Below are 18,624 nucleotides of genomic sequence, written 5' to 3'. Positions count from 1 at the left end.
CGCGTCTCCTTGTTGGGACCGAAGCGGCGGGCGCGGGAGGGCAATCCGCCGCGTCCATGCCGCGCATGCTCCGGCCGGCCGCGTGAACGCCGCGCCAACCCGGCCGCGCCGGCACCGCCGGCATCAGCGCCGGTTCAGCGGAAATCGCGATGGCAGGCCTTGCAGTCCTCGCCGATGCGCGCGACCGCCGCGGTCAACTGCGCGCAGTCCTGTGGCGGCGCCGCCAGGGTGGCGTCGAGCGTCGCGCGCAGGCCGCTGGCCGCGGCGGCGAAGCGCTGGTCGTCGCGCAGGCCGGGGAAGGCGGTCTCCACGTCGTTGGCCATGGCGCGCAGCGATTGCAGCCGCGGCAGGGCGTCGTTGGCGGTGCAGCGGTTGGCGGCGACGTTGGCGCGCAGCTCGCGGTCCTGCCTGGCCATCACCTGCATCAGCGCCTCGGGGAAAGGATCGCTCCTGGCCTTCAGCGCGCGCACCAGCATCACCGTGCAGATGGCGCCGATGACCAGCCCGGCGAGGAGCACGAACAGGTAGCGGGCGGCGGACGAGGGGCGGCGGGTTTCCTGGCTGGCCATCTGGCGGGCTCCGGGCGGGTGACGGCCGACATGATAGGCGCTGGGCTGCCCAGGGCGACAGGCGCGCGGCGACGGGCCGCCGCTAGAATGCGGACGATGGACGGGACCTTGCACGAGCGCTTCGCCGGTATCGACCGGCTGTACGGCCGCGGCGCGGTGGAACGGCTGGCGGCGCGGCGCGTGGCCGTGGTCGGCCTGGGCGGCGTGGGCTCCTGGGTGGCCGAGGCGCTGGCGCGCTCGGCGGTGGGCGCGCTGGACCTGATCGACGCCGACGACCTGTGCGTGTCCAACACCAACCGCCAGTTGCCCGCCATCGCCGGGCAGTACGGCCGCGGCAAGGCGGAGGCGATGGCCGAGCGCTGCCGGGCGATCAATCCGGCCATCGATGCGCGGCCGGTGCCGGCCTTCCTCACCGGCGGCAACCTGGAGCAGGTGCTGGGCGGGGGGTTCGACCTGGTGATCGACGCCTGCGACAGCTTCCGCTCCAAGGTGGAGGCCATCGCCTGGTGCCGGCGGCGCAAGCAGCCGGTGCTCACCGTCGGCTCCGCCGGCGGCCGCACCGACCCGACCCTGGTCCGGGTGCGCGACCTCTCGCGCACCGAGCACGACGCGATGCTGGCGCTGGTGCGCAAGAAGCTGCGCGGCGAGTTCAATTTCCCGAAGACGCCGAAGCGCTACTTCGGCGTGCCGGCGGTGTATTCGCTGGAGAACGTGAAGTATCCGCAGGCCGACGGCAGCGTCTGCGGGCTGCGCCCGGCGCTGGGCGCGGATGCGGCACTGAAGCTGGACTGCGGCGCGGGCCTGGGCGCGGCCACGCACGTCACCGGCGCCTTCGCCTTCGCCGCCGCCGGCAAGGCGCTGGAGATGCTGCTCAGGCCGCGTCCTTCCGCGTAGCCCGCCCTATACTGCGCCCATCATGGATCGGAGCGCGGGCGCATGCGGATGGCGACGGGCGGGAGCGGGACGGGGCTGGTGCGCGGGATGGCGGTGTTGCTCGTGCTGGCGGCGATGCTGGCCTCCGGCTGCCGGCGCGACCCGGGCGGGCAGTTGCCGCAGGCCGGCGGCGAGAAGCTCCAGGCCCAGCGCGAGGAAGTGACCGGTTTCGCACTGGTGCGCGCCTGGCCCGACCAGGCCGACGGGCGCCTGGCCCTGGCCCTGGAGTTCTCGCGGCCGCTGGTCGGCACCCAGGACTTCGACAGCCTGCTGAAGGTGGAGCCGGCCGGCACGGACGGCAGCGGCTGGTCGCTCTCGGACGATGGCCGCATCCTGCGCTATCCCTACGTCGAACCGGCGCGCGACTACACCGTGACCGTGGCCGCCGGCCTGGTCGCCGCCGACGGCAGCCGCCTGGAGCAGGCGCTGGAGAAGACCGTGCACACCGGCGAGCTGGACCCGGTGGCCGGCTTCGCCTCGCAGGGCAGCGTGCTGCCGGCGCGCGAGAGCCGGGGCCTGCCGGTGGTGTCGGTCAACGTGCCGGAAGTGGACGTGGAATTCCTGCGCGTGCGCGAGGACGAGCTGCCGCGCTTCTTCTCCGAGTACCAGCGCGGCGGCCAGCGCAGCGGCTGGGAGCTGGACCGCAGCTACGGCGAGCACGTGCCGCTGCGCAAGATGGCCGAGCCGGTCTACCTCAACCGCTTCGTCCTGGGCGGCGAGCGCAACGAGCGCGTGCTCAACTACCTGCCGGTGCAGGAGATCGCCGAGCTGCAGCAGCCGGGGCTGTACTTCGCGGTGCTGCGCCGGGTCGGGCAGTTCGCCGACCAGTACGACACCGCCTTCTTCACCGTCAGCGACATCGGCCTGCATGCGCGCGCCTACCGCGACACGCTGTACGTGCACGCCGCCTCCCTGCACGACGGCCAGCCGCTGAAAGGCGTGGAACTGCGGGTGCTGGACGCCGGAGGCGAGGCCACGCTGAAGTCGGCCACCGACGCCAACGGCAACGCCCTGCTGGACCATCGCCTCGACGCCGCCCAGGTGCTGGTGGCGCGGCGCGGCAAGGACGTGTCGCTGCTGCCGTTCAACCAGCCGGCGCTGGATCTTTCCGAGTTCGCGGTGGGCGGGCGCGCGCAGGCGGACTTCGACGTGTTCGCCTGGTCCGGCCGCGACCTGTACCGGCCGGGCGAGACCGTGCGCATCTTCGCGCTGCTGCGCGACGGCGACGGCCGCGCCCTGCCGGCACCCGCCCCGGGCAAGGACGGCGACGGCAAGGCCCAGCCGCTGTTCCTGCGGCTGAAGCGGCCGGACGGGCGGGTGTTCCTGGAGACCCGGCTGGAGGCGCGCGCGCAGGGCCAGTACGCGTTCGAGCAGGCGATCCCGGAGGACGCGCCGACCGGGCGCTGGCAAGTGGAGTTCCGCACCGACCCGGCCGGGCGCGATGCGGTGCAGGGCATGACCCTGCGGATCGAGGAGTTCCTGCCGGAGCGGATGAAGCTGGACCTGGCCGCGCCGAAGTCGCAGGACACGCTCCGGCCCGGGGAGCCGCTGCAGTTGCAGGCGCAGGCGGCCTACCTGTACGGCGCGCCGGCGGCGGGCAACCGCTTCACCGCGCGCATGGCCCTGGCGGTGGCGCGCCGGCCGCTGGAATCCCTGCCGGGCTATTTCTTCGGCGATCCCACCGTGGAGTTGCCGACCGACCCGCGCGATGTGCTGGACACCGAACTGGACGCGCAAGGCCGCGTCGATGCCAAGCTGGCGCTGCCCGAGGAAGCGGCCAAGGCCGCCACCCCGGTGACGGTGACCGTGGCCGGCAGCGTGCACGAGAGCGGCGGTCGCCCGGTCAACCGCAGCCTGCAGCGCGTGCTGTGGCCGGCGCCGGCGCTGGTGGGCGTGCGCCCGCTGTTCGACGCCGACGATGGCGCCGACGCCAACGCCCGTGCGCGCTTCGAGCTGGTGCGGGTGGACGCGCAGGGCGCGCCGCAGCCGGCGCAGGGACTGCAGGTCACGCTGGTGCGCGAACTGCGCGACTACCACTGGCGCTACGACGACGGCGGCGGCTGGGACTACGACTTCACCCGCCGCTTCGAGAACGTGGAAACGCGCAGCGTGGACGCCGGCGCCAGTGCCGCGCGCTTCGACTTCGCGGTGGAATGGGGCGAGTACCGGGTGGACGTGCTCGATCCGGCCACCGGCCTGACCATGCGCTACCCGTTCCGTGCCGGCTGGAGCTGGGGCGACGACAACCGCGGCCCCGACGCGCGCCCGGACAAGGTCAAGCTGGCCCTGGACCGCACCGGCTACCGTGCCGGCGACACGCTCAAGGTGACGGTGACCCCGCCGCACGCGGGGCGCGGCGTGCTGCTGGTGGAAACCGACCGCCTGCTGTACGTGCAGGACATCGAGCTGCGCGGCGCGCAGGGCAAGGTGGCCGGCACCTTCGAGATCCCGGTGACCCAGGACTGGGAACGGCACGACGTATACGTGACCGCGCTGGTGTTCCGCGGCGGCTCGGCCACCCGCCAGGTCACCCCGGCGCGGGCGGTGGGCGTGGTCCACGTGCCGATGCGGCGCGAGGACCGGCGCGTGGCGGTGGGCCTGAAGGCACCCGCGCAGACGCGCCCGCAGCAGGCACTGCCGGTGACGGTGAGCGTGCCGCAACTGGCCGGGCAGGAGGCGCATGTCACCGTCTCGGCGGTGGACGTGGGCATCCTCAACATCACCCGGTTCCCGGTGCCGGACGCGGCCGCGCATTTCTTCGCCCAGCGGCGCCTGGCCACCGACGCCTACGACGTCTACGGGCGGGTGATCGAGAGCTTCGCCGGCGGCAGCGCGCGGCTGCGCTTCGGCGGCGACATGGCGCTGGAGGCGCTGCCGCAGGCGCGGCGGCCGACCGCGCGGGTGCAGACCGTGGACCTGTTCTCCGGCCCGGTGGCGCTGGACGCGCAGGGCAACGCGCGGCTGAAGCTGCCCCTGCCGGACTTCAACGGGACCCTGCGCCTGTCGGCGCTGGTGTATTCGGGCGACCGCTACGGCAAGCGCGACGCCGAGGTGCTGGTGCGCGCGCCGGTGGTGGCCGAGGCCGGGATGCCGCGGGTGATGGCGCCGGGCGACCGCGCCACGGTCAGCCTGGACGTGCAGAACTTCAGCGGTTCGGCGGGCGGGTTCCGGGTGCGCGTGGAAGGCGAGGGGCCGCTGTCGGTAGGCGAGGGCGAGCGCGGCCTGCGCCTGGACGACGGCGCCAAGGCCACGCTCGAGTTCCCCCTTGCCGCATTGCCCGGCCACGCGGTGGCCAAGGTGCGCGTGCGCGTGGACGGCGGCGGCTACGCGGTGGACCGCCGCTACGAACTGCCGGTGCGCGCGGCCTGGCCGTCGGTGCTGCGCACGCAGACGCGGGTGCTGGAGGATGGCACGCCGCTGGTGCTGGACGCGGGGCTGGCCGAGGGCCTGATCGCGGACACGGTGAACGCGCACCTGCGGGTGACGGCCACGCCTCCGATTCCCTTCGCCAGCGCGCTGCGGGGCCTGCTCGACTATCCCTATGGCTGCGCCGAGCAGACCGCCAGCAAGGGCTACGCGGCACTGGTCCTGGACCCGCAGAACGCGCAGCGCCTGGGGGGGCCGGTGCTGGATCCGGCCGCGCGGCGGGCGCGGCTGGAAGGCGCGTTCGGCCGCCTGGCGGCGATGCAGTCCGGCAGCGGCCACTTCTCCATGTGGGGCGGCCAGGGCGGCGGCACCGAACCGGCGCTGACGCCGTACGTCGCCGACTTCCTGCTCGACGCGCGCGAGGCCGGCTTCGCCGTGCCCGAGGGCGTGCTGCAGAAGGCGCTGGACCGCCTGTCCGAGGATCTGCTTTCCGGCGGCCCGCAGTTCTACGGGCGCGACCGGCGCGAGCACCTGCGCTTCGCCAACCGCGCCTACGCCGGCTATGTGCTGGCGCGGGTCAACCGCGCGCCGCTGGGCACCCTGCGCGCCCTGTACGACCAGGAGAAGGACAACAGCCTGACCGGCCTGCCGCTGGTGCAACTGGGCCTGGCCCTGGCCATGCAGGGCGACGGCAAGCGCGGCGCGGCCGCGATCGCCGACGGCTTCGCCCGCGATCCGGACAAGCGGCCGGCCTACCTGGGCGACTACAGCAGCCGCATCCGCGACGACGCATTGATGATCGCCCTGCTGCACGAACGCGGCCATGCCGATGCCAAGTACGACGCGCGCGCCCTGGACCTGGCCCGCGCGCTGCAGGCGCGGCGCGACGGCGGCGACCGCCTGTGGCTGAGCACCCAGGAACAGATGGCGCTGGCGCGGCTGGGCAGGGCGCTGGAGGCGGGCGACGGCCGCAAGGTCGCCGGCCGCTACCTGGCCGGCGGGGAGGCACTGGCGGTGGAGCCGGCCGGCGCCTTCGCCCGCCGCCTGGACGCGGCCGCGCTGTCGGCCGGGGTGCGCTTCGAGCCGGAGGGCGGCCCGTTCTTCGCCAGCGTGGAGGTGGCCGGCATCCCGCGCCAGCCCCCGGCCGAGGACACGCGCCGGGTCGGCATCGTGCGCGACTGGTTCCTGCCCGACGGCAAGCCGTGGAAGGGCGGCACGCTCAAGGAAGGCCAGGTGCTGGTCGTGCGCCTGACCGTGCAGGCGGAGGCGTCGATGCCCGACGCCCTGGTCACCGACCTGCTGCCGGCGGGCCTGGAGGCGGAAAACCTCAACCTGGGCGATGGCGCGCAATGGGACGGCGTGGAGATCGAGGGCGTGTCGCTGTCCGAACGCTCGGGGGCGGCCGACCTGCGCCACGAGGAGTATCGTGACGACCGCTACGTGGCGGCGCTGTCGCTGCGCGCACGGGGGACCGCGCGCCTGTTCTACCTGGCGCGCGCGGTCACCCCGGGGACCTACGTGGTGCCGCCGCCGCAGGCCGAGGACATGTACCAGCCCACCCTGCGAGGCACCGGCGTATCGCGTCCGGCGCAGATCACGGTGGTCCAGCCCTGAGCGCCGGGCCGTCCGCGACGCGTGCCGCCGGCGCCCGGGCGCGCGCGCCGGGACCATCGATGCCCGCCCGCCTCGCGGCGGGCGGGCGAACACCAGGAGACCTGCCTTGACATCGACCTCCCTGCATCTCTACGTCGACTCCCGGTTCGTCAGCCCGTTCGCCATGCAGGCGTTCGTGGCCCTGCACGAGAAGGCACTGGCCTTCGGGCTGTCGACCCTGGACCTGGACGGCGGTGCGCAGCGCGCACCGGCGTACGCGGACCGGTCGTTGACCGGCCGCGTGCCCACCCTGGTGCACGACGGCTTCGCGCTGTCCGAATCCTCGGCCATCGCCGAGTACCTGGACGAGGTCTTCCCGGGCACGCCGCTGTACCCGCGCGACCCGCGCCAGCGCGCGCGCGCGCGCCAGGTCCAGGCATGGCTGCGGACCGACCTGATGCCGATCCGGCAGGAGCGCTCCACCGAGGTGGTGTTCTACGGGCCGGTCGCCGCGCCGCTCTCGGCGCAGGCGCGCGAGGCGGCGGACAAGCTGTTCTTCGTCGCGGGCCGGTTGCTGGCGAATGGCGACGAAGCGCTGTTCGGGCAATGGAGCATCGTCGACCTGGACCTGGCGATCATGCTCAACCGGCTCGTGCTCAACGACGACCCGGTGCCGCCGAAGCTGGCCGGCTACGCCCGGCGCCAATGGCAGCGGCCCACGGTGCGGGGGTGGGTGGAGATGGAGCGTCCGCCGCGTTGAGCCGGTCCGGTCCGGCGTGGCTGGCGCCACCTCACCGAGGCAAGCGGTGTTCGTTCGGCCGCGCCCGGCGGAACAAAAAAAACCCCGCCTCGCGGCGGGGTTCCCAAGCGCGACGGTCCGGGTGGGATCAGTCGAGCGGGGTGATGTTGGAAGCCTGTGCGCCCTTCGGGCCCTGGGTCACCTCGTAGCTCACACGCTGGCCTTCCTTCAACGACCGGAAACCCTTCGAGTTGATCGCGGAAAAGTGCGCGAACACGTCCGCGCTGCCGTCTTCCGGCGAGATGAAGCCGAATCCCTTGGCGTCGTTGAACCACTTGACGGTACCGTTGGCCATGATGCTGCGTAGTCCTTGCGTTTGACGGAAGTGCGGCGAGCCGCCGCGTCGCGAGTATGCAAAGCCAGACGGCGGCTGACAATGCGCGCCGCCGCATCGGTTTCCGGCGTTACCGGTAACCCGGCCGGCCCCGCCGCTCAGCCCCGGGCCAGCCGCTCCACCAGGTGCGGCAGGCCGGCCGATGCCGCGGCCACGTTGTCCAGCACTTCGGCCAGGGTGATCTCGCCGGCGTCGGCGCAGCCGGCGGCCCAGTTGGCCACGATCGCCAGGCAGGCGTAGTCCAGGCCCAACTCGCGGGCCAGCCCGGCCTCGGGCATGCCGGTCATGCCGACCAGGTCGCAGCCGTCGCGGCGCATGCGCGCGATCTCGGCGTTGGTCTCCAGGCGCGGGCCCTGGGTGGCGCCATAGCAGCCGCCATCGACCACGGGCACGCCGGCGGCCCGGGCGGCGGCCAGCACCGCCTGCCGGAACGCCGGGGCGTAGGGGTGGCCGAAATCCACGTGCAGCGGTTCGCCTTCGCCGTCCCAGAAGGTCGATTCGCGGCCCCAGGTGTAGTCGATCAACTGGTCCGGGCAGGCCAGCACGCGCGGGCCATAGGCTCCGGTGATGCCGCCGACGGTGTTCAGCGCCAGCACCCGGCGCGCGCCGGTGTCCTTCAGCGCACGCAGGTTGGCGCGGTAGTTGACCCGGTGCGGCGGCAGCGCGTGGCCCTCGCCGTGGCGGGCGAGGAAGGCCACCCGGGCATCGCCGATGCGGCCGATGCGCAGCGGCCCGGAGGGCGCGCCATAGGGGGTTTCGAGGTGGCGCGTCTCCACGTCCGCCAGCGCGGCCAGGCGGTAGACGCCGGTGCCGCCGATGACGGCCAGGTCGATGGAACTCATGCGGCGATGCTCCGGGAAGGCGACGAGGGAACGGGCGGGAAGCCGGCGCCGGTCATTCCCGCAGCGCGTAGATGGCCGGCAGGTTGCGGCCCTGCTCGTGGTAGTCCATGCCGAAGCCGAACACGTAGCGGTCGGGCACGTGCACGCCCACGTAGTCGGCGCGCACGCCTTCCACGCAGCGGTCGTGGTCCTTCACGGCGAGGGTGGCGATGCGCACGTCGGTGGCGCCCTGCTCGAGGCACCAGCGGCCCACCTCGGCCAGGGTGTGGCCCTCGTCGAGGATGTCGTCGGCGATCAGCACCCGGCGCCCGTACAGCGAGGTGGCGGGGCGGTGCTTCCATACCAGTTCGCCGCCCTGGTTCTGGCCGCGGTAGCGGGTGGCGTGCAGGTAGTCGAACTGCAGGTCCAGGCCGCGCGCGCCCAGTTCCAGCGCCAACTGCCCGGCGAACGGCAGGCCGCCGTGCATCACCGTCAGGAACACCGGCACGAAGCTGTCGCCGAGGCGGTCGGCCGGCACGTCGCCGATGTAGTCGCGGGCGATGGCGTCGGCGATGCGGGCGATGGCCGCGTCGAGGGCGGGGCGGTCGACCAGCAGGTCGGACTTTTCGAGGACTTCGGAAATCAGCAGGTTCGACATCGGGAGGAGGCTACCGGATAGGAGCGGGGCGGAACCGGCGCGGGCGGCCGGTCAGGCGGCGGATGCCGGCAGGCGCGACTGCGCGCCGGCATGGCGGGCGTCGGCCAGCAGGCCGTCCCAGCCCAGCGCGCCACGGCCGATCAGGCCGATCAGCGCAGCGGTGTTCAGGGCGCGGCCCGCGACCGCGCGCAGGGATTCGTCGACCCGTTCCGGGTGGCAGACCAGGACCACGTCGCAGCCGGCGTCCAGGTGCGCGTCGACCCGGGCCTTGATCCCGCCGGCGGAGAACGCGGCGGCCATGCCGATGTCGTCGGAGAAGACCACGCCGCGGAAGCCGAGCCCTCCGTTGGCGACGGGCTCGCGCAGGATCCGCTGGATCCAGAACGGCGAGTAGCCGGCCGGTTCCGGTGCCACCGCCGGGTAGGCCACGTGGGCCATCATCACCGCGTCGGCGCCGGCGTCGATGCCGGCCGCGAACGGGACCAGGTCCTGCGCGCGCAGCACCTCCAGCGGGCGCGGGTCCACCGCGTCGTCGAAGTGGGTGTCCTCCAGCACGGTGCCGTGGCCGGGGAAGTGCTTGAGCGTGGCGGCCATGCCCACGGCGTGCATGCCGCGCACGTAGGCGCGGGTGAAGGCCGCCACCACCTGCGGATCGTCGCTGAAGGCGCGGTCGCCGATGGCGCGGTTGCCGCGGGCCAGGTCCACCACAGGGGCGAAGCTCAGGTCCACGCCGCTGGCGCGCACCTCGCTGGCCATCAGCCAGGCATGTTCCTCGGCCAGGGCCAGGGCCGCGTCCGGGTCGCGCGCGTACAGCTCGCCGAAGCGCAGCAGCGGCGGCAGCGGGCTGTAGCCGTCGCGGAAGCGTTGCACGCGCCCGCCCTCCTGGTCCACGCAGACCAGTTGCGGGCGCGGCGCCGCTTCGCGGATGGCGGCCGCCAGTTCGGCGACCTGCGCGCGCGAGGCGAAGTTGCGCTTGAACAGGATCACCCCGGCCACCGCGTCGTGCTGCAGCCAGTCGCGCTCCTGCGCGGTCAGTTCGGTGCCGGCGACGCCGATCACGAGCATGCGTGGGAACTCCGGGTCGCGCGCGGTCCGCGCGCCTCGGGCATTGTGGCAGAAGCCGCTGGGACGGTCAGTCGGCCGTGGCCGGAATGGCCGTCCCGGCGGGGGCGGCTGCGGCCGCGACCGCCTTGGGCGCCTGGGATGGCCGGCATGCGGGTATGGCAGTCGCCGGCTGTGCCTGGCTCCTACAACGGCAAGGCATGCCGGTGCTTCGTGGAGGAGCCGGTTTCAGTCGGCGACGGGGCCGAAGCGGCCGGGATGCCCGGTATGCCGCTTGGCGGCCTCCGCTGGAATGGCCGGCCTCGTGTCGCCGCGCCCGCCCGCCCGCCATGCCGGTGCCTACGACAGGCAGCCTTCGCGCTCGGCGGCGCTCCACCGGGAGTACGGCCGCGCGGCCAGCGCCAGGTTGTAGTAGCGCGGCTGGTCGGTGACCTCCTCCCCGAGCCAGTCCGGGCGGGCGAAGCCCTCGTCGGGCGAGTCCAACTCGATCTCGGCCACCACCAGGCCGGCGTTGTCGCCGAGGAACTCGTCCACTTCCCAGAGGTGGCCGGCATGGCGCACGTAATGGCGGCGCTTCTCGACGCGGCCGCCGACGCAAAGCTCCAGGAGCTGGCGTGCGTCCTCCACCGGGACCGGGTAGTCGAACTCGTGCCGGGTACGGCCCAGTTGCCGCGACTTGAGGTTGAGGAAGGCGGACCCACCCTCGATGCGCACCCGTACCGAGGCGTTCTGCGTGCCTTGCTCGATCGCGTCCAGGCCGTTGAGATAGCCTTGGGCCATCGCCTGGACCCGCTCGGCGGCGGCCTTCCAGCCGTCGCCCCGCACCTTGAACTTGCGCTCGATCTCGATGGCCATGGCCCGTCGCGCTACGCTTTCCGAAGGCGGCATGCTAGCGGAGACCGGGCCGCCGGATGCGCCCGGCCCGCGGCGGATCATGGACGCTCCGGCGGCCTTCGTGTATTAAACCGACTCCCCCCGCAGGTTTCCCCGTTCCGGCCCAACGCATGCAGAAAGACTCAGCGATTCGCTTGCTCATCGTCGACGACAGCGTGGAAGACGCCGAGGCGATCGTCAGTGCCCTGCGCAATGGCGGCATCGCGGTGCGCCCGCTGCGCCCGCAGAACGCCGCCGAACTGGCGCAGATGGTCGCCAGCCAGCCGGTCGACCTGGTCATGGCCGCGGACTCGGCGGCCATGACGCTGGAGCAGGTGCGCACCCAGGTGGCGGCCAGCGGCAAGGACGTGCCGCTGCTGGCCCTGGTCGAGGCAGTCGACGAATCCGCCGTGCTCGACGCGCTGGGTAGCGGGGTCCGCGCGCTGGTGCTCAAGCATCGCCCCGAGCACGTGCTGGAGACGGTGCGCCGCGAGACCGCCGACCTGGACGCGCGTCGCAGCCTGCGCCGGCTGGAGGCGCAACTGCGCGAGACCGAGCGCCGCTGCGATTCGCTGATCGCTTCCTCGCGCGACCCGATCGCCTACATCCACGAGGGCATGCACATCCGCGCCAACGACGCCTACCTGGAGATGTTCGGGTTCGAGGAGTTCGAGGACGTGGAGGGCATGTCGCTGCTGGACCTGGTCGGTTCGCAGCACATCGAGGACTTCAAGCAACTGCTCAAGTCGCTGGCCAAGGGCGAGCCGCCGCCGCCGGAATACCTGATGGAGGCGCGCCACGCCGACGGCAGCACCTTCCCGGCGAAGATGGAGTTTGCCACCGCCACCTACGAGGGCGAGGCCTGCGTGCAGGTGGTGTTCCGCCGCCGCGAGGAACTGGACCCGGAGCTGGCGCGCGAGGTGGAGGAACTGCGCCAGCGCGACCAGGTCACCGGCCTGCTCAACCGGCCCACCTTCATGCACCTGCTGGAAGGGGCGGTGGCCCAGGTCGGCCGCGACGGCGGCCAGTACGGCTTCCTGCTGGTCGAGCCGGACCACTACGCGCGGCTGCTGCCGGACATCGGCCTGGACTCGGCCGATGCGCTGGTGGCCGCGCTGGCCGGGCGCGTGCGCGCCACGGTCGACGCGGACGTGAAGGCCGCGCGTTTCGGCGAGCACAACTTCGCCCTGCTGCTGGAAGGCAACCATGCCCGCACCAAGGCCGCGGCCGAGGCCCTGCGCGACGCCTTCGCCACTCACGTGTTCAGCGTGGGCGAGCGCTCGGTGGCGGTCACCGCAAGCATCGGCGGCGTGCAGATCGGTGAGAAGATCGCCAGCGTGCCGCAGATCCTGGCGCGGGCGAACCAGTGCCTGCACGCGGCCGTCGAGCTGGGCGGCAACACGGCCCAGGTGTTCGACCCGGGCGCGGTCGACCGCGCCGAGGAGGAACGCATCGCCCTGTGGGTGGCGCGTATCCGCCAGGCCCTGTCCGGCGAGGGCTTCGTCCTGTACTACCGGCCGGTGCTGAGCCTGCAGGGCGAGCCGGGCGAACTCTACGAGGCGCACCTGCGGGTGGACGCCAACGGCGAGCTGGTCACCCCGTCGGGCTTCCTGGGCATCGCCGAGGAACACGGCCTGCTGGGCGAAATCGACCAGTGGGTGGTGCGCCAGGCCATCGCCGTGCTGGGCGAGCGCGAGCGCGCCGGCCGGCAGACCCGGCTGCTGGTGCGGATCGGCCCGGCGTCGTTCGGCGGCGACGCGATGGCCGCGCTGATCCGCGACGAGCTGGCCGCGCACGGCGTGCCCGGCGAGCGCCTGTGGCTGGAGGCGCCGGAGGCCAAGGTCTTCACCCACTTGCGCAGCGCCCAGGAGTTCCTCGCCGCGGTGGCGCCGATGGGCTGCCGGGTGGGCCTGGAGGAATTCGGCTCGGGCCTGGATTCGTTCCAGTTGCTGGCGCACTTCAAGCCGGCCTTCGTCAAGGTCGACCCGGACCTCACCGAGGAGATGGGCAAGCCGGGCGAGGCGCAGGACAAGGTGCGCGAGATCACCGCGCGCGCGCAGCGCGAGCAGATCGTCACCCTGGCCGGCGAGGTGGGCGAGGCCCAGGCAATGAGCCAGTTGTTCAGCGCGGGCGTGGACTACGTGTGCGGCGACTTCGTCGCGCCGGTGGGCGCGGCGATGAACTTCGACTTCGGCTGAGCCGGCCGCGCGCCGCGGCGGCATGCGCGGCGCCGAGGGAGAACGGCATTCCCGGCTTCCGCCCGCCATGCCCCGGCGGTACCGGGACGATGGCGGCGGAGGGAGAACGCGGACAGCCGGTCAGGCCGCCACGCGCAGTGCCTCGCTCGCCGGCCGCGGCGAGGGTATCGAGGCCCGTGCCGCGGCGAGCGCGTCGGCCCGGTGCTGTGGCGAGTAGGCCACGCCCTCGGCGCGGACGAACTCGACGTCCTCGACCCCGAGGAAGGCGAACAACTGCCTCAGGTACGGCTCCTGGAAGTCGGTGGCCGCGCCGGTGTGCACGCCGCCGCGGCCGCTGGCGACGATCACCCGCTTGCCTCCGGCCAGCCCCTGCGGACCGTTTTCGGTGTAGCGGAAGGTGCGCCCGGCCACCGCGATGCGGTCGATCCAGGCCTTGAGCGTGGACGGGATGGTGAAGTTGTACATGGGCGCGCCGATCACCACGACGTCGGCCTGCAGGAACTGGTCCAGCGTGCGTTCGGCCTCGGCGGCCTGCTCCGGGTCGGCCTTGGCCAGGCTGCCGGCGGTCAGGTGGGGCAGGGGATCGCGGTCCAGGTCGCGGTATTCGAGCCGCAGCCCGTCCACGGACGCCGACCAATGGGCGACGATGGCCGCGCTCAGGTCGCGGGTCACGGATTGGGCGCCCAGGGCGCTGGAATCGATGTGCAGAAGCTTCATGTAGTGTTCCTCCAACCTGCTGGCGGCGGGTGCCGCGTCGGAGGCCACTATCCTTTGTTGCAATTATGGGATAAAGATGATTTTATATCACCGTACGTTCTAGATATGGAGTTAATTCCATGCAGGATCTCAATGACCTGTACTACTTCGCGATGGTGGTGGAACACGGCGGCTTTGCCGCCGCCGAGCGCGCCCTGGGCATTCCCAAGTCGCGCCTGAGCCGGCGCATCAGCCAACTGGAAACCGAGCTTGGCGTGCGCCTGCTGCAGCGCTCCACCCGCCGTTTCGCGGTGACCGACGTGGGCATGAGCGTCTATCGCCATACCCAGACCATGCTCGCCGAGGCCCAGGCCGCGCGCGAGGTGGTGGACCGCCTCAGCGCCGAGCCGCGCGGCGTGGTCCGGGTCAGCGTGCCGGTGGCGCTGGCCCAGCAGCAGTTGCCCAAGCTGCTGCCCAGGTTCCTCGACCAGTACCCGAAGGTGCGCCTGCAACTGCACATCGGCAACCGCCGCGTGGACCTGATCAACGAGGGGTTCGACGTGGCCCTGCGGGTGCGCTCGCGGCTGGACGACGACGGCAGCCTGGTGATGCGCAGCTTCGGCCACATCCAGGAATTGCTGGTGGCCAGCCCCAAGTACCTGAACCGCGCCGGCCGCCCGAAGGACCCGGCCGACCTGGCCTCGCACCTGACCCTGAGCATTCACGAGGACGACGCGCACCAGCGCTGGGAACTGCACGGTCCCGGCGGCGAAGTGCGCCGGGTGGACCTGCAGCCGCGCGTGGCCGGTTTCGATTTCCCGCTGCTGCAGTCCATGGTGAAGGACGGCTTCGGCATCACCATGCTGCCGGAGACGGTCTGCGCCGAGGCCGTGCGCCGCGGCGAGCTGGAAGTGGTGCTGCCGGAGTGGTCGCTGCCGCAGGGCATCTGCCACGCCGTGTTCGCCTCGCGCCGCGGCCTGCTGCCGGCGGTACGGGTGTTCATCGATTTCCTGGCCGAACACCTGCCGCGCCAGATCGAGTCCTCGCGCCTGGACTGCGGCAACTGCGGGCGCAAGGAGGACGCGCCGGCGGCGGAGGCCGCCCAGGCCGGCTGATCGGCGGCCGGGCGCATGCGACAATCGCCGGCGTCAACGAAACGGCGGTAACACAACGCGTTGGCCGTATCCGCTGTGTTGCCGGGGAGTGCCGCTTAGCAGATTCTTGGACGTCTCGATGGAAGCGTGGCCGAGCGGTTTAAGGCAGCGCACTTGAAATGCGCCGAACGCGCGAGCGTTCCGTGGGTTCGAATCCCACCGCTTCCTCCACTACCGCGCACGTTGCCGAATTGCTTGGGGGGACGGGCATGGGTTGCCCGTTCGCTTGGAAATTCAGGCGCAGTAGCCAGGCCGGTCGATGTCGGCGACAAGGCCGAGGCCGGCGGGTTCCCAGCCCAGGACCGAACGGGTTCGAGCACTGGGGGCGGACAATTGCGCGCCGGCAAAGTGGGCGAACCGCCAAAGTGGTCGCGGTCCCTCGGCTCGACCGGTACTCCAGGTCGGCGGCCGATCACTTCTGCGATCTCCTTAATCGGTGTTGGCTGCGTAGTCGCGATCGGTCAGGGGAGGGCCTCGTCGCGCTTCCAATAGCCGGCCGCAGGCAGGCGCGGCCGATCGGCGCTTCTTTCGAGATGGCCGGCCTGCGAAGCGCTGCCACGGCAGGCGATCGCTCAGCCCATCCGCATGGAAAGTTCCACGTCCTCTGCGAACGGCACGGACATGTAGCCCCCGCCCGGTGCGCGGACGCGCTCCAGATATTCCAGGCAGAAGTCGGCATTGTCTGCGACGATGAGCGCGCCGGGTTTCAGGCGGCTTTCCATGAGGCCCAGGATTTCGGGGTAAAGCGGCTTCGCTCCGTCGAGCAGCAGCAGGTCGACCGCCTCGGGAAGGTTGGCGCCCAGCGTTTTCAAGGCATCGCCCTCGCGAACCTCCACCAGGTCGGCAAGGCCGCCTTCGACCAGGTGCTCACGCGCCCGCGCCACCTTGGAGGGCTCGAATTCGCTGGTGATGATGCGTCCGCCGCCATTGTCGCGGAGCGCGGCCGCCAGGTGCAGGGTCGAAATGCCGAACGAGGTGCCGAACTCGACAATGCTTCGCGCGCGCGTGCTGCGTGCGAGCATGTAGAGCAACACGCCCGTCTCCCGCGAGACGGGCAGCCACAGGTCTTTCATCAGCCCATAGAGGTGGAGATATTCCGTCTTGCTGTGCATCAGCCGGTCCCGTTCTTCACGGGAGAGGGCGGACATTGCAGGGCTGGTTGCCGCGTCGGCCTCCGCGAACAAGCGCGCCAGGAGCGGGGCAAGCGGTGCGGTATTCAAGGTGGTCATAGAGAGGCTCCGTTCCGAGAAAAGGTTGCTTCGTCTTGCTCGGTAAAATACGATTGATCCATCGCGTTTTCTAATCGCATTCGTGCGAGCCCAGATGCCGGATCGTCCAGCCGCCCGGATTTCCTTGCGAAAGCAGCCCAAGCAGGCCCGCTCGACCGACCTTGTGGCGGCGATCCTGGAGGCGGCTGTTCAGGTTCTGGCGACGGAAGGCGCACCCCGCTTCACCACTGCGCGGGTGGCCGAGAAGGCCGGTGTCAGCGTGGGGTCGCTCTACCAGTATTTCCCGAACAAGGCGGCCATTCTGTTCCGGCTGCAAAGCGACGAGTGGCGACAGACAGGCCACCAGTGGAAGGCGATCCTTGGCGATACGGCCAGGCCTTCGCTTGAACGGCTGCGACACCTCGTCCATGCCTTCATCCGCTCGGAATGCGATGAGGCTAGCGTTCGCGTGGCGCTGGACGATGCCGCTCCGCTCTATCGCGATGCCCCGGAAGCGCGGGATGCACGGGCGGAGGGCGATTGGGCGATCGAGGCGTTCATGCGCGAGGCGCTCCCTGGCGCGACGGACGAGCTACGCGAACTTGCGGGCGACCTGATCTGCACGACGCTGAGCGCGGTGGGAAAGAGCTTTTCGGGAACGCCGCGAACGGTGCAGGAAATCGAAGGCTACGCCGAAGCCATGGCGGACATGTTCTGCGCCTATCTCAAGACCCTTGACCGCGATCTCTAGAATGGACTTGATCGCCGGAGGGGGGCGTAGGCATAGCGCTCATCGGCAGCCCGCACGTCCCGCTCCCGCGGCTACCCGGCAGCGCAGGCACGCCCCCGGCCCGGTCCCGCCGGCCTTAGGACAGCGGCCGCAGCCACTGGCAGGTGGCGATGCCGGCCACGGTCATCAGCACCGAGCCGCACACGTGGATGCCGATCATCCCGGCGGCCCAGCCCAGCGCGCCGCGCTGGAGCAGCGCCACCACTTCGACCGAGAAGGTGGAGAAGGTGGACAGCCCGCCGCAGAAGCCGGTGATCACCAGCAGGCGCCACTCGGGGGAGATGCCCGGCGCCAGCGCGAACCAGGCGATCGCGAACCCGACCACGTAGCCGGCGATCAGGTTGGACGAGAGCGTGCCCAGCGGCACGTTCGGCAGCACCGCGTTGAACTGCGTGCTCAGCAGCCAGCGCAGCAGTCCGCCGAGGGTCGAGCCGAGGGCGATGGCGAGGATCGGTTTCCACATGGCACTGTCCAGGTTGGGGGACAGGCGCACGGAAGCCCGCGCGGCCCGCCCGGGCCGGTTCGCAGGCATCATCAGCCGCGCGCGCGGCGGTTATCGGAGGAATGCCATCTCCGTCGACCGCACGATACAGAAGGACGCGGCCGTGGTCACCGGTACGGCCGCGAACGTCAGCGCGGGGTGCCGGCCGCGGCGTCCCAGGCGCGCAGCCCGGCTTCCAGCGCGCGCAGTGCCGCCGGCACGTGCCGCGAATCCAGTTGCGTGGCGTCGTCCTGCGGACTGTGGATCACCTGCGTCACCTTCGGCGCCTGCGCCGGCCGGCGCCCGGCGAACACGTCGAGGATGCCGGCGATCTCGTCGCCGCCCACCAGCGAGAACGACACCGCCGGCCATCCGGCCTGGAGGAAGGCGCGGTGGTCGGTGGGCGGATAGGCCTGGCCGGCCTGCAGGCCGATGCCTTCGGCCGCGCTGGACCGGCGCAGCGCCTCCACCAGGGGATCGCCGGCCTCGGGGGCCATCATCCACAGCGTGTCGCCCCAGCCGAACACGTCGAAGTTGACGTACAGCGCCGGGCGCTCCTGGCCGGGCGCGGCGACCCAGGCGCGCGAACCGAGCAGCCCGTGCTCCTCCAGGTCCCAGAACGCCAGCTTCACCCTGTGCGCCGCCAGCGGCCGGGCCTGCAGCGCCTGGGCCAGGGCCAGCACCGTGGCTACGCCCGAGGCGTTGTCGGTGGCGCCGTGACCGACGTCCACCCGGTCGTAGTGCGCGCCGACCAGCAGCAGCGGCGCATCGTCCGCGCCGCCGAGATCGGCCAGCAGGTTGCGGCCGCGCTTGCCGTCCAGTTCGAATTCCTCCGCCCGCCACGCGATGCCCATCGCATCCAGGCGCCGGGCGATCGCCGCTTCGCGCGCGGGCGTGTCGGCGCCGTCGCTGATGCTCGCCACCTGCGTGCGCCACGCCTGCACCAGGTCGGCGCGCGGCGCATCGGCCGCGGCCGGAGCGGCGGCGAATGCGCAAAGCGCCAGGCACAGCGCGAATGCGGCGCATGTGCGCGTGTCGTGCGCGCGCATGGCGCGCGCGTGTCGCGGGGCGATCGTGATCATGCAGAAC

General features: G+C 72.0%; 16 protein-coding genes, 1 tRNA gene and 1 riboswitch. Of the genes, 7 read left to right on the top strand and 10 right to left on the bottom strand.

The annotated features are described in order from the left end of the window. Positions 1-134 precede the first annotated feature (134 nt). The gene (locus HNR76_RS08365) at positions 135-569 is read right to left on the bottom strand and encodes a cytochrome c (RefSeq protein ID WP_162309650.1); all 435 of its coding nucleotides are present in this window, start codon (positions 567-569) and stop codon (positions 135-137) included. Positions 570-665: 96 nt separating this feature from the next. Here HNR76_RS08365 and HNR76_RS08360 point away from each other — a divergent pair, with 96 nt between their 5' ends. The 3 genes from HNR76_RS08360 (at position 666) to yfcF (ending at position 7,221) form a co-directional block, all read left to right on the top strand. Then, the gene (locus HNR76_RS08360; RefSeq protein ID WP_162309649.1) at positions 666-1,463 is read left to right on the top strand and encodes a tRNA threonylcarbamoyladenosine dehydratase; all 798 of its coding nucleotides are present in this window, start codon (positions 666-668) and stop codon (positions 1,461-1,463) included. 42 nt (positions 1,464-1,505) lie between these two features. Next, entirely contained in the window at positions 1,506-6,482 is a 4,977-nt protein-coding gene (locus HNR76_RS08355; protein ID WP_425503967.1) for an alpha-2-macroglobulin family protein, read from the top strand. 106 nt (positions 6,483-6,588) lie between these two features. Then, positions 6,589-7,221, top strand: a complete 633-nt coding sequence (gene yfcF, locus HNR76_RS08350; protein WP_162309647.1) for a glutathione transferase — start codon at positions 6,589-6,591, stop codon at positions 7,219-7,221. Between the two features lie 127 nt (positions 7,222-7,348). Here yfcF and cspE read toward each other — a convergent pair whose 3' ends face one another. From cspE to HNR76_RS08325, 5 genes are all read right to left on the bottom strand, one after another. Next, positions 7,349-7,555: a transcription antiterminator/RNA stability regulator CspE gene (gene cspE, locus HNR76_RS08345; protein WP_162309646.1), complete on the bottom strand. Its 207-nt coding sequence runs from the start codon at positions 7,553-7,555 to the stop codon at positions 7,349-7,351. Positions 7,556-7,692: 137 nt separating this feature from the next. Continuing rightward, positions 7,693-8,436, bottom strand: coding sequence for an S-methyl-5'-thioinosine phosphorylase (locus tag HNR76_RS08340; protein ID WP_162309645.1), 744 nt, complete (start codon positions 8,434-8,436; stop codon positions 7,693-7,695). A 52-nt stretch (positions 8,437-8,488) separates the two neighbouring features. Continuing rightward, positions 8,489-9,073, bottom strand: a complete 585-nt coding sequence (locus tag HNR76_RS08335) for a hypoxanthine-guanine phosphoribosyltransferase (RefSeq protein ID WP_162309644.1) — start codon at positions 9,071-9,073, stop codon at positions 8,489-8,491. A gap of 51 nt (positions 9,074-9,124) precedes the next feature. Beyond that, positions 9,125-10,138 (bottom strand): beta-N-acetylhexosaminidase, encoded by a 1,014-nt coding sequence (gene nagZ, locus HNR76_RS08330; RefSeq protein WP_162309643.1) that lies wholly within the window; start codon positions 10,136-10,138, stop codon positions 9,125-9,127. Between the two features lie 336 nt (positions 10,139-10,474). Further along, entirely contained in the window at positions 10,475-10,990 is a 516-nt protein-coding gene (locus tag HNR76_RS08325) for a CYTH domain-containing protein (RefSeq protein WP_162309642.1), read from the bottom strand. 149 nt (positions 10,991-11,139) lie between these two features. Here HNR76_RS08325 and HNR76_RS08320 point away from each other — a divergent pair, with 149 nt between their 5' ends. Beyond that, entirely contained in the window at positions 11,140-13,206 is a 2,067-nt protein-coding gene (locus HNR76_RS08320) for an EAL domain-containing response regulator (RefSeq protein WP_162309641.1), read from the top strand. A gap of 120 nt (positions 13,207-13,326) precedes the next feature. Here the strand turns inward: HNR76_RS08320 and HNR76_RS08315 are convergent, their stop codons facing one another. Further along, entirely contained in the window at positions 13,327-13,923 is a 597-nt protein-coding gene (locus HNR76_RS08315; RefSeq protein ID WP_162309640.1) for an FMN-dependent NADH-azoreductase, read from the bottom strand. Between the two features lie 119 nt (positions 13,924-14,042). On the opposite strand from HNR76_RS08315, the gene HNR76_RS08310 reads away from it, so the two are divergent. Together HNR76_RS08310 and HNR76_RS08305 are read left to right on the top strand one after the other, a co-directional pair. After that, on the top strand, positions 14,043-15,017 hold the full coding sequence (locus HNR76_RS08310; protein WP_162309639.1) for a LysR family transcriptional regulator: 975 nt from the start codon (positions 14,043-14,045) through the stop codon (positions 15,015-15,017). Between the two features lie 120 nt (positions 15,018-15,137). Further along, positions 15,138-15,227: transfer RNA gene (locus tag HNR76_RS08305), tRNA-Ser, on the top strand. A gap of 401 nt (positions 15,228-15,628) precedes the next feature. On the opposite strand, the gene HNR76_RS08300 is transcribed toward HNR76_RS08305, so the two are convergent. Continuing rightward, entirely contained in the window at positions 15,629-16,285 is a 657-nt protein-coding gene (locus HNR76_RS08300; protein WP_162309638.1) for an O-methyltransferase, read from the bottom strand. Positions 16,286-16,379: 94 nt separating this feature from the next. Here HNR76_RS08300 and HNR76_RS08295 point away from each other — a divergent pair, with 94 nt between their 5' ends. Beyond that, a complete protein-coding gene (locus HNR76_RS08295; protein WP_162309637.1) occupies positions 16,380-17,015 on the top strand; it encodes a TetR/AcrR family transcriptional regulator in 636 nt (211 codons plus the stop codon). 115 nt (positions 17,016-17,130) lie between these two features. On the opposite strand, the gene crcB is transcribed toward HNR76_RS08295, so the two are convergent. Both crcB and HNR76_RS08285 read right to left on the bottom strand, forming a co-directional pair. Continuing rightward, complete coding sequence (gene crcB, locus HNR76_RS08290; protein WP_162309636.1) at positions 17,131-17,517, bottom strand: fluoride efflux transporter CrcB; 387 nt, start codon at positions 17,515-17,517, stop codon at positions 17,131-17,133. Between the two features lie 55 nt (positions 17,518-17,572). Beyond that, a riboswitch (Fluoride riboswitch) is annotated at positions 17,573-17,638 on the bottom strand. A 46-nt stretch (positions 17,639-17,684) separates the two neighbouring features. Then, the gene (locus tag HNR76_RS08285; protein WP_162309635.1) at positions 17,685-18,617 is read right to left on the bottom strand and encodes a M28 family metallopeptidase; all 933 of its coding nucleotides are present in this window, start codon (positions 18,615-18,617) and stop codon (positions 17,685-17,687) included. Positions 18,618-18,624: the final 7 nt, after the last annotated feature.

This window comes from Pseudoxanthomonas broegbernensis (assembly GCF_014202435.1).
Lineage (GTDB): Bacteria > Pseudomonadota > Gammaproteobacteria > Xanthomonadales > Xanthomonadaceae > Pseudoxanthomonas > Pseudoxanthomonas broegbernensis.
Note: the sequence above shows the minus strand (reverse complement) of the source record. Positions and strands in the feature narration are given on the sequence as shown.

Excerpts from the sequence above, each read along its gene's own strand:
- HNR76_RS08365 (WP_162309650.1), bottom strand. The coding sequence starts at position 569 with ATGGCCAGCCAGGAAACCCGCCGCCCCTCGTCCGCCGCCCGCTACCTG.
- HNR76_RS08360 (WP_162309649.1), top strand. The coding sequence starts at position 666 with ATGGACGGGACCTTGCACGAGCGCTTCGCCGGTATCGACCGGCTGTAC.
- HNR76_RS08355 (WP_425503967.1), top strand. The coding sequence starts at position 1,506 with ATGCGGATGGCGACGGGCGGGAGCGGGACGGGGCTGGTGCGCGGGATG.
- cspE (WP_162309646.1), bottom strand. The coding sequence starts at position 7,555 with ATGGCCAACGGTACCGTCAAGTGGTTCAACGACGCCAAGGGATTCGGC.
- HNR76_RS08340 (WP_162309645.1), bottom strand. The coding sequence starts at position 8,436 with ATGAGTTCCATCGACCTGGCCGTCATCGGCGGCACCGGCGTCTACCGC.
- HNR76_RS08335 (WP_162309644.1), bottom strand. The coding sequence starts at position 9,073 with ATGTCGAACCTGCTGATTTCCGAAGTCCTCGAAAAGTCCGACCTGCTG.
- nagZ (WP_162309643.1), bottom strand. The coding sequence starts at position 10,138 with ATGCTCGTGATCGGCGTCGCCGGCACCGAACTGACCGCGCAGGAGCGC.
- HNR76_RS08325 (WP_162309642.1), bottom strand. The coding sequence starts at position 10,990 with ATGGCCATCGAGATCGAGCGCAAGTTCAAGGTGCGGGGCGACGGCTGG.
- HNR76_RS08320 (WP_162309641.1), top strand. The coding sequence starts at position 11,140 with ATGCAGAAAGACTCAGCGATTCGCTTGCTCATCGTCGACGACAGCGTG.
- HNR76_RS08315 (WP_162309640.1), bottom strand. The coding sequence starts at position 13,923 with ATGAAGCTTCTGCACATCGATTCCAGCGCCCTGGGCGCCCAATCCGTG.
- HNR76_RS08310 (WP_162309639.1), top strand. The coding sequence starts at position 14,043 with ATGCAGGATCTCAATGACCTGTACTACTTCGCGATGGTGGTGGAACAC.
- HNR76_RS08300 (WP_162309638.1), bottom strand. The coding sequence starts at position 16,285 with ATGACCACCTTGAATACCGCACCGCTTGCCCCGCTCCTGGCGCGCTTG.
- HNR76_RS08295 (WP_162309637.1), top strand. The coding sequence starts at position 16,380 with ATGCCGGATCGTCCAGCCGCCCGGATTTCCTTGCGAAAGCAGCCCAAG.
- crcB (WP_162309636.1), bottom strand. The coding sequence starts at position 17,517 with ATGTGGAAACCGATCCTCGCCATCGCCCTCGGCTCGACCCTCGGCGGA.
- HNR76_RS08285 (WP_162309635.1), bottom strand. The coding sequence starts at position 18,617 with ATGATCACGATCGCCCCGCGACACGCGCGCGCCATGCGCGCGCACGAC.